This window comes from Adlercreutzia caecimuris B7, assembly GCF_000403355.2.
In the GTDB taxonomy this organism is placed as follows: Bacteria; Actinomycetota; Coriobacteriia; order Coriobacteriales; family Eggerthellaceae; genus Adlercreutzia; species Adlercreutzia caecimuris.
This window is the reverse complement of sequence record NZ_KE159646.1, coordinates 439,682-452,526: the sequence shown is the minus strand read 5'-3', so window position 1 is coordinate 452,526 and position 12,845 is coordinate 439,682. Positions and strand designations below refer to the sequence as shown.

The following is a 12,845-nucleotide window of genomic DNA, read 5'->3' as shown; positions in this document are numbered from 1 at the left end:
TCCCCTTCGGTCGTTACATACTTGAGTGAGATTGTAGTCGAAAAGCGCTGACCCGACGTTACCCTCTCGGCCGCGCAGCGTTAAAATGACGCACACGGTCATAACAGAAAGGGTTTCCCATGATTCTCAAGCAATTGATCGAGCTGTACGACCTGCTGGACTCCCCCGCCGCCAGCGGCGAGGCGGCCCTGGCCTATCTACGCTCCATCGATCTGGACTGCGACGCCGAGACCTACCCGCTCACCGGCGCCAAGGGCTCCACCGATATGATCCGCATCCGCATCCCCGGCACGAACGGTCGCGCCGTCGGCGGCGATGCCCCCACCATCGGTCTTCTGGGCCGCCTGGGCGGCCTGGGCGCGCGCCCGGAGCGCATCGGGTTCGTGTCCGACGGCGATGGGGCGCTCGTGGCCCTGGCCTGCGCGGCGAAGCTCTTGTCCATGCGCGTTCGCGGGGATATGCTCCCCGGCGACGTGTTCGTGTCCACCCACATCTGCCCCCATGCCCCCACCGCGCCCCACGAGCCGGTGCCCTTCATGGGCTCGCCAGTGTCCATGGCCGAGGTGAACCGCGAGGAGGTGGGCGACGGCGCCGCCGAGACGGGCGCATGGCCCCTGGACGCCGTGCTGTCGGTGGACACCACCAAGGGCAACCGCATCATGAACGAGCGCGGCTTCATGATCTCGCCCACGGTGAAGGAGGGCTGCATCCTGCCCGTGAGCGACGACTTGGTGACCCTGGCCGAGATGGCCTCGGGCCGCCGCGCGCGCACCTACCCCCTGTCCATGAACGACATCACGCCCTACGGCAACGGGCTGTACCACCTGAACTCCATCTTGCAGCCCGCCACCGCCACCGCCGCGCCCGTGGTGGGCGTGGCGGTCACCACCGAGGTGCCGGTGCCCGGCTGCGCCACGGGGGCCACGCACCTGACCGACCTGGACGAGACCGGCAGCTTCATGATCGAGGTGGCCAAGGCCTTCGGCGCGGGCAGCTGCGCCTTCTACGATCCGGCCGAGCTTAAGCGCTTCCATGCCCGCTACGGATCCATGGCCCATCTGCAGACCATGGGCAACCTCCCCGCGGAGAACGAACATGCCTAGGACTGGCGCGCTCGGGGCGAGCGACGAGCTGAGGGAGCGGGCCCGAGCCATCTTGACCCGCAACGCCAGCCTGACCGCGAAGGAGAGCCTGACCGTGGTCACCGATGATGCGACCCGCGAAGTGGGCGAGCTGTTCTACGCCGCCGGCTGCGAGCTGGGCGCCACCACGGCCCTGCTGGTGATGCCCGAGGGCCGTGTGGCCGGGGAGGAGCCGCCCTCGGCCGTGGCCGCGGCCATGGCGTCGGCCGATGTGGCCCTGTGCGCCACGGCCAAGTCGCTCACCCACACCCGGGCCCGCATCAACGCCGCCGCGGAGGGCACCCGCGTAGTCACCATGCCGGGCATCACCCTCTCCATGCTCCAGGCCGGGGCCTGCTGCGCCGACTACGAGCGCGTGGAAGCGCTCACCGCCGCGATGACCGCCCGCCTGGACGCGGCCCGGACGGCCCGTATCGAGAAGGACGGCCACACCCTGGCCTTGAACCTGGACGGGCGCCCCGGCGTGCCGAGCCCGGGCGTGTTCCGCACACCGGGGGCCAGCGGGAACTTCCCGTCGGGCGAGGCCTACATCGCGCCTGTGGAGGACGCAGGAAGCGGCACCATGGTCATCGACGGCAGCATGGTGGGCATCGGGCGCTTGAGCGAGGCCGCCCCGATGATCGTGCACCTGGAGAACGGCCGCCTTACGGCCATCGAAGGCGGCGATGAGACCGGTCCCTACGCCGAGCGCCTGGCCGTGCTGTTCGAGCGCCCCGAGAACGGCACCATCGCCGAGCTGGGCATCGGCACCAACGAGTGCGCCCTGCTGACGGGCAACATCCTCGAGGACGAGAAGATCTACGGCACCGTGCACATCGCCTTCGGCACCAACGCCTCCTTCGGGGGCGCCACCACGGCCGACTGCCACCTGGACGGCATCATCGTGAACCCCACGCTGTACCTGGACGACGAGCTGGTCATCGATCGCGGAACCTTCGTGGCCTGAGGCTACGGGGCTGGGGGGGCTGCGGGCGGAGCTGCGGCACCGACCCGCGCCGAGGGTGCAGGTTGCACGGCCTCGGCCCGCGCCGAGGCCGTGCAACCTGTCCCGAACCGCAAGCGGGGCGCCCGCAGGCGCCCCGCTTTTCTTATCGCTGCCACACAAAGACCGCTTCCGCCCCGCGGCGCGTCCACTCCCCTTCTAGGCCTCGCGCAGGCTTCCCTCGAAGGTGAAGCGGCCCATCTTGGTACCGCCGAGCACGTGCACGTGCAGGTGCCCCACGGTGGCGGCGGAGTCGGGACCGGTGTTCACCACGGTGCGGTAGCCGCTCTCGCCGATGCCTTTCAAGCGCGCGACTTCGGGCACGACGCTCATCATGTGGCCGATGACCTCGGCCGGCACATCGGCGGCCAAGTTGTCGTAGTGCACCTTCGGCACAATGAGGGTGTGCACCGGCGCCTCGGGCTCGATGTCGTCGAAGGCGTAGCAGATATCGTCCTCGTACACCTTGGCCGACGGGATATCGCCGGCCACGATCTTGCAGAACAGGCAATCGTCCATGGGAACTTCCTTTCTCTCTCACAGCGCCATCATAGCGCTCTTACCCTCGCTGAGCCACACGCAGGAAGCTGACGGGACGCAGTCCCTCGGCAGCATACCCCTCCGCCACGGTGGCCGCCAGAAGCTCGCGCACGAACGCATCGGCGCGCAGACTGCCCGTGGGCTTGGCCTCCAGGGTGAAGCGCACGGCATCGCCGTCAAGCTCCACCGGTCCTACCAGGAAGTCGGCCACGGCCAGCGCCTTCTCCTTCTTCTTGCGCACCACGGTGATGGTCTCGGGCACGATGAGCGCCGCCGGTGCCGCCGACAGCTGCACCTCGTAGGTGCTCACCGGACAGGCCACGCTGGCCGCGGCTGCCTTGGGCTCCACATAGCACGCCTCGGTCGGCATGAGGTCGGCGGGACTTGCCGCCTGCAGGGCCGCCAGCGCCTTGGCCGGGGGCACGTAGTCGGTGAGGAACAGGTCGAAGAACTCGGATGTGCCGCCTACGCCCACAGGCAGCGCCGCCCCGAAGGCGATGCGCATGTGGGGCGAGAAACCCTGGCTCACGGCATAGGGAAGCCCGGCACGGCGCACGGCGCGCTCGAGGGCACGGGCCAGCTCCAGATGGGACAGCATAGCAAGACGCCCCGTCTCCCGAAAGGTCACGCGCAGGCGGAACAGACGCGGATCGGCCATCAGTTTCCCTCCATCTCGTCTGCGGAACCACCGTCAACGTGATCGGCATCTCCCATCGCGGCAGAGCCTATCACCCTGCGGTAGGGGTTGGCGGCCCCCGCACCCGTCTTCCCCACGCGCTCCTCCATCAGCTCGATATCGGCGCCGAGCGTGGGACAGGCCCCGCAGGCGGAGCAGTTCTCGAACGTGCAGTCGGGAGTGGTAACGCCCTCCTGGGCCCGTGCGCGCTCCCGCGCCAGGAACTTCGGGCTCACGGCAGCGGTGATGTGCGCCCAGGGCAGCACGTAGTCGGTGGGGAAATCGGCCTGGGCGATGCGGGCCGGATCTATCCCGAGCGCCTCGGCGGCCCCGGTCCACGCCTCCTCGTTGAAGTGCTCGGTCCAGGCGTCGAAGCGGGCGCCGCGGCGCCACGCCTTCTCTACCCAGGCCGCCGCCTCGCGGCCGCCGCGGCTCATGACCGCCTCCACGAACGAGGTGGCGGGATCGTGGTAGTGCACGTCCACCGCCTTGTACTTCACCGAGCGCTTCAAGAGCCCCACGCGCCGCAGCGTCTCCTCGGGCGAGATCTGCCCGTCCCACTGGAAGGGCGTCTGGGCCTTCGGCACGAACACGGCGCACGACACGCTCATGCGCACGCTGCCCCGCTGCTCGGGCGGCACGGCGGCCTTGGCTCGGTCGTAGGCCCGCTGGGCCAAACTCGCGATGCCCTTGATGTCCTCGTCGGTCTCGGTGGGCAGCCCCACCATGAAGTACAGCTTGCAGCGGCGCCATCCGGCGGCGAAGGCCGCATCGATGGCGCTGAACAGGTCATCCTCGGTCACGTTCTTGTTGATGACGTCGCGCAGCCGCTGGGTGCCGGCCTCGGGCGCGAAGGTGAGGCCGCCCTTCTTCTGGCCGGCCACCAGCTCGGCCATCTCCACACCGAAGGCGTCAAGGCGCTGGGAGGGCACGCTCACCCGCACGCCGCGGCCGGCGCAGGCGTCGTTCACCCGGGTGAGGATCTCGGCGATCTGGGAGTGGTCCGTGGAGGACAGCGAGGTGAGGCTCACCTCGTCGTAGCCGGTCTCGGCCAGGCCGCGCACCACGGCGTTCACGATGTTGTCGGCCGAGCGCTCGCGCACGGGCCGGTACATCATGCCGGCCTGGCAGAAGCGGCAGCCGCGGGCGCACCCGCGCAGCACCTCGATGTTCAGGCGGTCGTGCACCACCTCCGTGTAGGGCACCACCATGGGCTCGTGGGCGTCGGAGGCAGCGAAGCCCTCAAACACCCGCTTGTCCACCACGGGCGGCACGTCGTCGAACAGGGGCTCCACCCAGCTGCCCGCCGCCTGGGCCTCGGCCTCGTCGCGCCAGCGGTACAGGCTCGGCACGTAGGCGCCGCCCACCTCCCGGGCCAGCGCCCGCAGGATGTCAGCCCGCGGGGCAGCCTCGGAGCGCAGCCTCCGAATGAGGGACAGCGCCTCGGGCAGCTGCTCCTCCCCTTCGCCCACCAAGATCACGTCGAAGAAGGGAGCGTAGGGCTCGGGGTTGTAGGCGCAGGGACCTCCCGCCAGCACGATGGGATCGTCCTCGGCCCGCTCGGCGCTGTGCAGCGGGATGCCAGCCAGATCCAGTGTCTCCAGGATGTTGGTGGCGGCCAGCTCGTGGGGCAGGGTGATGCCCACCGCATCGAACTCGGCCACCGGGGCGCAGCTCTCCAGGGAGAACAGCGGCACGCCCGCATCGCGCATGAGGTCGGCCATGTCCACGGCGGGCAAGAAGGCCCGCTCGGCCCCCATGCCCTCGGTGGCGTTCACCGCGTTCACCAAAATGCGCACGGCCTGATTGGCCTGGCCGAGCTCGTAGGTGTCCGGATAGATCATGCAGAATTGGAAGGGGGCGTCGTCCTTCACGACGCAGCCCCATTCGTGGTTCAGATAGCGGGCCGGCCGCTCGACGCGGGCGAGCAGCGGCTCCACCCGCGGCCAGAGGTTAGTACTTGGCATGGGCTCCCTTTCCGCTCTTGCCGCGCAGGCCGCGCCACGTAGCGCGCCCCGCCTCTTTGGCGGTATCGACCACCTTGCGGCCGGCCGGGGTGGCCGCCGCCCTGCTCGTGGCCTCCACGGCCTCGTCGCGGGCCTTCTGCACTACGCTGGCCACACCCACGATGTCGCCGCCGGCCTCGAAGTACTCGATGGCGGCCCGACCCATGGCCTCGGTGCCGGCAAATCCCACAGCGCCCTTGATGGCCCAGCCGAGCACCGGCACCACGCCCACAGCAGTACGCGCGATGTTGCGGAACAGGAAGGCCCCGCCCACCACAGCGGCCAGCTCCTTGATGCGCTCGGCCGACAGGGGCTGGCCGTAGGCCGCGGCGATCTGCAGCAGCATCTTCGCCTGGTTCAGGGTCATGATGGGCATGTCGGCCCCGGGGATGAACACCACCACGCCCACACCGGCGTTCTGGATGGCTGTGGCCCGCACCGCATCCAGCGATAGCGGACGGCGCACGAAGGGGAAGGCCAGGGCGAAGGCGAGCTTCTTCTCGCGGCAGGCCGCGATGATCCACTCCCCCATGCGGCGGTCCAGATCGGCTGCGGCCTCATCCGTCAGCTCGATGGGCTCATCGGCAGCGGGCTTTGCCTCCACGGGCACGGCCCGCTCGACGGCCTCCAGCGCCTCGGGCGCCTCGGCGGCCTCCTCCTCGGTCCGGCCGGCCGTCATGCGCCGGGCGACCGTCGCAGCCGCATCGCCCCAGGGCGTCGGTCGCGTCATATCGGGGGCGACCACATCGCCCTCGGGAATGGGGAAACCGGTCGCCTCGGCAGCGGCGATCACAGCATGGGGGGAGGCAGTGGCCACCATCACGGGGATGCCGGCACCCCTCACATGGGCCGCCGCCTCGCCGATACGGGGCGACTCCCCCGCCACGATGACGGCCATGTCGTCAGCACCATAGGGCTCGGGCAGCGCGCCGTCGTCCAGATAGCCCAACGTCACCCGGGTACGCGCCCCGGCACTCGCGAAGGCGCTGCGCACATGGCCCACCATATCTCCCGGGGCCGTTTCGTCAAGATAGACCGACACCGCCAGCGGCGTGTTGCGGGCAGCGTCGATGTCGGTAGCCGCGCGGAGAAGCGCGGGGATGTCGAGGGGCAGGTTCATTAGGCAGCCTTCCTTCCTTGCATCGAGCGATGCGACCACACCGAGCCGATGAGCCCGATGAGCGCGAAGTTGACGATCATGAACGAGGAGCCGTAGCTCACGAACGGCAGCGGAATGCCTGTAATGGGCATAAGCCCGCAATCCATGCCGATGTTCTCGAGAATCTGGAACAGCCACATGCCGACGACCCCCATCACGATGAGCATGCCGAACAGGTTGTCGGCACCCCGGGCGATGGACAGGCAGATGGCAATGAGGGCCGCGTACAGGGCGAGCAGGCCCACGACGCCCACAAAGCCCAGCTCTTCGGCGAGCACGCAGAAGATAAAGTCCGTCGGCGCCTCGGGCAAAAAGCCATGGGTCGACTGGGTGGCGTTCAAAAGACCCTTTCCGAACAGGCCGCCGCTGCCGATGGCGATCTTGGCCTGGGCCAGGTTGTAGCCATCGCCTGACAAGTCGGCCTCGGGGTTCAGGAACACGAGCAGGCGCCCGCGCTGGTAGTTCTTCAGCAAGCGGTACTCGTAGACCCCCGGCGACGTCTCGTATTTCAGCAGCTCGTCGACGGCGAACACCGCCGCGATGGCGGCAACGCCCGCCACGGCGGTAATAGCCAGATAGCGCCCCCTCGCGCCGCCCATAACCAGAATCACTCCCGAGATGGCCAGGTACACGAGTCCCGTTCCCAGGTCAGGCTGCGTCATGATGCAGACGAAGGGAATAAGCAGCATCCCCAGCACCTTGCAGTACTCGCGCCAGTCGTCGAGGGTCCCCTGGTAGCGTGCGAGCAAGCTCGCGGCGAACAGCACGACGGTGACCTTCGCGAACTCGCCGGGCTGCACCTGCATGCCGATCTTGATCCACGACTTCGCGCCCATGCCGGCATCGGTTCCCAGACCGGGAATGTGCGGCAGCAAGATAAGCACCACGTTGATGACGAGCAGCGCCGTGGTCATGTTGGCCAAACGCCGGTAATCGAAGCGCCACAGCACCGCCATGATCACCAACCCGACGCCCACGCCGGCCAGCTGCCGGTTGAAACTGTACTTCTCCATCCCCTGAACCGCCGACCAGCACACGAGCAGGCCGTAGCTGACCAGCAAGGCGATCACCAGCAGGAAAGGCCAGTTGAAAAACGATAGCAGCGAAGGGCGCGCGGGACGACCCGAAGCGGCATGCGAGGCACGGGAACGGGCGCTGCCCTGGCTCGCGTGCACGGAGTGAATCTGGGGGAGCTCTGCCATAACCACCTCGCCTCTAGTCCTCGCGGCCGCCGGATTCGACGGCAATGGCCACCGACTCGCCGGGGGAGCCCGCGATGCGCTCGAGCGTCACCTTCGACTTCCCCGCTTCGACGTCCATCAGGGCGCCCATCACCTCGGCTACCACCGGGGCCGCCGTATCCGAACCGCCACCGCCCTGCTCCACGACGCAGGCCACCACGTACTTGGGCGCGTCGAAGGGCGCGTAGGCCACAAACCACGCCGTATCGTTCTCGTTCTGCTTCTCGCCGGTACCCGACTTTCCCGCCGCGTCAATGCCCAGCTCTCGAAAGAGCGGGCCCACGGAATGAGACTCGCGCACCATGTCGTGCAGCGAGTCGCGCACGTAGGCCAGGTGCGACTCGGTCATATCCATCGTGTGGGTGACTTCCGGAGCGAAGGTGACCACCGTCTCCCCCTCGCTGTTGCGCACTTCCTTCAGCACATGGGGCTTGTAGATGGTGCCCGTGGCCACGCCCGCGTAGGCGCAGGCGATCTGCAGAGGCGTCACGAGCACGTCGCCCTGGCCGATGATCATGTTGGTGTAGTCGCCGCCGCGCCACGTGGCCTCGGCGGGACGGTTGCGGAACGCCTCGGCCTTCCACGCAGGGGTGGGAATGCGTCCGACGGCCTCGCCGCCCAGATCGATGCCGGTCTGCTGGCCGAAGCCGAACTTCTCCAGGTATTCCTGGAGCGCCGTTTCCGAGAGCTCGCCGGTGCCGGCCGGCCCGTGATCGTAGAATGCCTTGCCGATCTCGTAGAAGACCACGTCGCACGAGTTCACGATGCCGCCGTGCAGGTCGAGCGTGCCGTGCCCGTCGTGGTTCCAGCACTTCTGGGGCACACCGGTGTCGAAGCCGTCCCACTCGCCGGTGCAGTTCCAGCTGCTGCCCTCGCCGGCGAACCCGTATTCCAGACCGGCGAGCGAGGTAAACGCCTTGAACGTGGAGGCGGCCATGAACTGCCCCGATACGACATTGTTGTTGAGTGGCGCGTAGGCGCCGTCCTCCTGATACTTGATCCACAGGTCTCCGGGAACCGTGCCAGTGAAACTCGCGGGCTCGAACGTGGGAAAACTCGCCATGACGACGACCGAGCCATCGGTCACGTCAAGCGCCACCACGGCACCCTTGCTTCCCTTGCCGGTGCCGATGACACCGCCGGAAGGCGCGATGAGCTCGGCCAGGGCCTTGTCGGCGACGTACTGGGCCTCGGCGTTGATGGTCAGGTAGATGTCGGAGCCCTTGGAGGGCTGAATGTCGCTCATCACCGACACCCGTCGCCCGCTGGCATCTACCATCACCTTGCTCTCGCCGTGTTCGCCGGCCAGATAGGCGTCGTAGGTGGCCTCGACCCCTGTCGTTCCCACGGTGTCGATGGAGAGGATCTCGCGACCCTCGGGCTGATTTTCCAAACTCTCGGCGTCCACGTTGCTCGTGTAGCCGAGCACGTGGGCCGCAAGGGCTCCATAGGGGTACTCGCGCTGAGAGCGCTCCTCCACCGAGATGCCAGGGAACGCATCGGCATGCTCGGCGATGAAGGCCACGTCGCGCAGACGCACGTCCTCCCCCACCATACGCAGGCTCTGGGCACCGGCCTTCGTGTCGTTGATGCGCTGCACGACCACATTGGCCGGCAGCCCGAGCACCGTGGAGAGCCGGCGCACCACATCCCGGTTGTCGGCAACCTCGGGGTCGGCGAGCACCGCCTGGGCGGGCCGATTCGTAACCAGCGCCACCCCGGTGGCATCGTAGATGCACCCGCGCGGGGCCGGCGTCTTCACCGTCGTGTACAGGTTCTGCTCGGCGGCATCGGCGTATTCGGAATTGCCGAGAATCTGCATAGTCCACAACTTCGAGGTCAGCACCCCGAAGATGCCGGCCGCAACGACGCCCAACGCGGCAAAGCGCCCGGAAAGCCCGTCGGAGGGCTTGGCCGAAGCGCTCCCGCCCTCCGAGGAGGACACGGTCACGTCCCCCTCGCGCGCGCCCTTCGCGGCGCTGCGGCGCTCGAAGGGCGACGAGCCCACCCCGACGGTGTCGAGCTGGCTCACGCCTTTAGTCTGCCCTACGGAAGGAGACGAGCGGCGGGATCGGACGACAAGCACAACCGCCACGGCGGCCACAGCGATAAGGGCCGCGGCAAGGGCGGCGATAATGGCGACCAGCATCGGTCAGACCTCCTCCCTAGCGCAGGACCGGAGTTCCCGGCTGCCCCAAGGGCTTCTCCACGAGCACGCGAATCGCAATCGGATACAGCAGCAGGCCGATGACGCAATCATAGAGCATGCAGGGCAGCACCCGGTACAGGAGCGCCTCTCCAAAGGAAACACCCGCACCGCATGCCACCACCACCAGGCCGTAAAGCACTTCCACGAGCATGGTGGACACAAGAATGATGGTCACGGGCATAAACAGGGTATCGTTGTTCAGGGCCGCAAAGAGCCGCGATGCGAAAAACGTTACCAGCACGAGCACAAAGGCCATACCGCCCACCGGGCCACCGCCTACCAAGTCGAAGACGAGGCCGAGCGCGAGCGGGATGAGCGATCCCGCCTGATAAGGGGCGGCCACCGCTCGCACGACGCAAAAGGCGACGATGAAGTTCGGAATTGCCGAGAACAACGCGATGGCCGGCGCCACCATAATCTGAAGCAGCACAGCGACCACGGCGCCGATCAGCGCAGCCACGTTCTCGCGAGTGAGTTCCATCAGCGGCCCTCCTCTCCCCCGTCGGCATTATCGGCAGAGCCGTCCTCGTCAGCCGCCTTGCCGTCTCCCGAGGCGTCCGGTGCGGCGCCATCCTCTCCGCCATCATCGTCAGGGGAATCGCCCGCGCCGGCCTGATCGCTTCCGCCCTCAGCCCCCTGGGCGTCATCGGACGAGAAGCGCACCGTGCGATCGGCCGCATCGGATGCGGCGCTGAACACGACGAGGGCCTCCTGCAGCAGATCCACCGATCCGTTGGGGGCCACCACGATACGACGGCTGTCGTTGCCGGCGCTGCCTTCCACGCGGGCCACGGTGCCGATGAGCAGGCCGCGGGTATAGCTCCCGCCCAGACCGCTCGTCAGCACCACATCGCCGACCTGGATATTCACATCGGCGCTGATGTTCTCGAGGTACAGAAGCCCGTCAAGCGATCCGCGCACAATGCCTTCGGCACGGCTTGACTGTACCATGGCCGCCGCCCCCGACTGGGGGTCGGTCAGAAGGCGCACACGGCAGCTGTTGCCCGATACCGAGATGACCTGGCCGATAACACCGGTGGGACCCATCACGGTCAGGCCGGACTCGACACCCTGGTTCGAGCCCGCATCGAGCGTGATGTCCTGGTTCCACGCATCGGTAGAGCGGCCGATCACCCGAGCCGCCACACCCTCGATCTCGTAGGTATCCCGCAGGTTCAGCAGGCTGCGCAGACGCTCGTTCTCCAAGCGCTGCTCCTCGGCGGTGGTAAGCTGCTGGGTCAACTGCTCGTTCTGCTCGCGCAGGGCCGCCATCGTATCCTCGTCGGCGCCGTTGTCGGCGTTGCCCTGCTCCGCCTCGTCGACTGCGGCACCCAAAGGGGCGCTCGCCTGCTGCAGCGGAGCCGCAGCACCCTCGAAGAGGCTCTGCACCTTGTGAAGCGGTCCCTGTGCGCCCTCGGCAGCGTAGATTCCGAGGCAGGCCAAGGATACCGCCAGGGCGATGATGAGCGACACCCTCCCCGAGGATGTCTCGTTGTTCTGAAAATTGAGAGCCATATAGGTCGCGTCTGCCCTACTTGGAGCGCATGAGCGTCTGCTTCAGGGCCGTCGGCGTCTCGAGCACCTTCAGGCAGCCGGACACCACGTTGGTAAGCGCCGTCTCGGACACCCACACGGGAATCTCCAGCTTGTCAGTGAGATAGCGATCGAGGCCCGACAGGAGGCCGCCGCCGCCCGTCAGCAGAATACCGTTCTGGATGATATCGCTGGCCAGGTCGGGGTTGGTCTTCTTGAAGGTGTCCTTGATGTGCAGCACCATCTCCTCGATGGGCGCCTGCAGCGCCGCACGCACATCCTCGGACTGGATGGTCACTTCCTTGGGCTGCTCGGTGTACACGTCCTGGCCGGAGATGATCATGTCGCGCTCGCGGCCGTCCTCGAAGGGAAGGATGGAGCCGATCTTGATCTTGATGACCTCGGCCGTGCGCTCGCCGATCTTAATGCCCAGAAGGTCGCGCAGATGCATGGCAATGGCCTCGTCGAGACGATTGCCGGCCAGACGCAGCGAGCTGGAGGTCACGATGCCGCCGAGCGAGATGACGGCCACCTCCGTGGTACCGCCGCCGATGTCCACCACCATGGAGCCGGTGGGCTCGGTCACGGGCAAGTCAGCACCCATGGCCGCGGCCATGGGCTCCTCGATGAGGTAGGCCTGGCGGGCGCCGGCCTGGATGGCGGCCTCGAATACGGCGCGTTTCTCCACCGAGGTGGCGCCGCAGGGAATGCAGATGACGATGCGGGGCTTCGGCTGCCAGGGATACTTCCGCTCGGAGGCCTTGTTGATGAAGGCCGACAGCATCGCCTCGGTCACATCGTAGTCGGCGATCACACCGTCTTTCAGCGGATGCTCAGCCGAAAATGCGTCGGGCGTGTGGTTGATCATGTTCTTCGCCTCATGACCGACGGCCAGCACGCGATGGGTAGACTTCTCTATGGCGACAACCGAGGGCTCGTTGATGACGATCCCCTCGCCGGTAATGGCAACAAGGGTATTGGCAGTCCCCAGGTCAATGGCCATGTCCGCCGACATTTGACCGGTCAGGCTGGAGAACATATCAAGGAATGACATACAGGCAAACCCTTCGTAGTACGTATAGGTTACAGTCAGCCTTAGATTTTAGCACACGCCCCGTCAAGGCGTAGAAACTCCATAGGGAGAGGACGGTATGATAGCTCAAGAGGGGCAACAAAAAAAGACACCCTATAGGTGTCTTTAATTATAAATGAAAAGCGCCCCCTGCGAGCGGAACGACCTGTCCTCCCGCGGCCTGGCGCCGCAGTACTTTCGGCGAGGCGGGGCTTAACTGCCGAGTTCGGAATGGGATCGGGTGATCCCCCGCTCTGTGGTTCCGCTCGCGGGAGGCGCTCCCGC

At 67.1% G+C, this 12,845-nt stretch carries 11 protein-coding genes and 1 rRNA gene; 2 read left to right on the top strand and 10 right to left on the bottom strand.

Going from position 1 to position 12,845, the window contains the following annotated elements:
• Positions 1-119: 119 nt before the first annotated feature.
• Positions 120-1,103, top strand: coding sequence for a DUF1177 domain-containing protein (locus tag C811_RS06050; protein ID WP_016308621.1), 984 nt, complete (start codon positions 120-122; stop codon positions 1,101-1,103).
• Entirely contained in the window at positions 1,096-2,088 is a 993-nt protein-coding gene (locus tag C811_RS06045) for an aminopeptidase (RefSeq protein WP_016308620.1), read from the top strand. The genes C811_RS06050 and C811_RS06045 overlap by 8 nt, the downstream gene beginning before the upstream one ends.
• Before the next feature lie 195 nt (positions 2,089-2,283).
• Here the strand turns inward: C811_RS06045 and C811_RS06040 are convergent, their stop codons facing one another.
• The 10 genes from C811_RS06040 to rrf all read right to left on the bottom strand — a co-directional run bounded on the left by C811_RS06040 (position 2,284) and on the right by rrf (position 12,828).
• The gene (locus C811_RS06040) at positions 2,284-2,643 is read right to left on the bottom strand and encodes a histidine triad nucleotide-binding protein (protein ID WP_016308619.1); all 360 of its coding nucleotides are present in this window, start codon (positions 2,641-2,643) and stop codon (positions 2,284-2,286) included.
• Positions 2,644-2,683: 40 nt separating this feature from the next.
• A complete protein-coding gene (locus C811_RS06035) occupies positions 2,684-3,322 on the bottom strand; it encodes a TIGR03936 family radical SAM-associated protein (RefSeq protein ID WP_016308618.1) in 639 nt (212 codons plus the stop codon).
• A complete protein-coding gene (locus tag C811_RS06030) occupies positions 3,322-5,307 on the bottom strand; it encodes a TIGR03960 family B12-binding radical SAM protein (protein WP_016308617.1) in 1,986 nt (661 codons plus the stop codon). Before C811_RS06030 ends, C811_RS06035 begins: the two co-directional genes overlap by 1 nt.
• Positions 5,294-6,466, bottom strand: a complete 1,173-nt coding sequence (locus C811_RS06025) for a YcjF family protein (RefSeq protein WP_016308616.1) — start codon at positions 6,464-6,466, stop codon at positions 5,294-5,296. The genes C811_RS06030 and C811_RS06025 overlap by 14 nt, the downstream gene beginning before the upstream one ends.
• On the bottom strand, positions 6,466-7,707 hold the full coding sequence (rodA, locus tag C811_RS06020; RefSeq protein ID WP_016308615.1) for a rod shape-determining protein RodA: 1,242 nt from the start codon (positions 7,705-7,707) through the stop codon (positions 6,466-6,468). Before rodA ends, C811_RS06025 begins: the two co-directional genes overlap by 1 nt.
• A 13-nt stretch (positions 7,708-7,720) precedes the next feature.
• Positions 7,721-9,895: a penicillin-binding protein 2 gene (gene mrdA, locus C811_RS06015; protein ID WP_016308614.1), complete on the bottom strand. Its 2,175-nt coding sequence runs from the start codon at positions 9,893-9,895 to the stop codon at positions 7,721-7,723.
• 16 nt (positions 9,896-9,911) lie between these two features.
• A complete protein-coding gene (gene mreD, locus C811_RS06010; RefSeq protein WP_016308613.1) occupies positions 9,912-10,436 on the bottom strand; it encodes a rod shape-determining protein MreD in 525 nt (174 codons plus the stop codon).
• A complete protein-coding gene (gene mreC / locus C811_RS06005; RefSeq protein WP_016308612.1) occupies positions 10,436-11,470 on the bottom strand; it encodes a rod shape-determining protein MreC in 1,035 nt (344 codons plus the stop codon). The genes mreD and mreC overlap by 1 nt, the downstream gene beginning before the upstream one ends.
• A gap of 16 nt (positions 11,471-11,486) precedes the next feature.
• A complete protein-coding gene (gene mreB / locus C811_RS06000; RefSeq protein WP_016308611.1) occupies positions 11,487-12,542 on the bottom strand; it encodes a rod shape-determining protein in 1,056 nt (351 codons plus the stop codon).
• Between the two features lie 171 nt (positions 12,543-12,713).
• Positions 12,714-12,828: ribosomal RNA gene (rrf, locus tag C811_RS05995) — 5S ribosomal RNA — on the bottom strand.
• Positions 12,829-12,845: the final 17 nt, after the last annotated feature.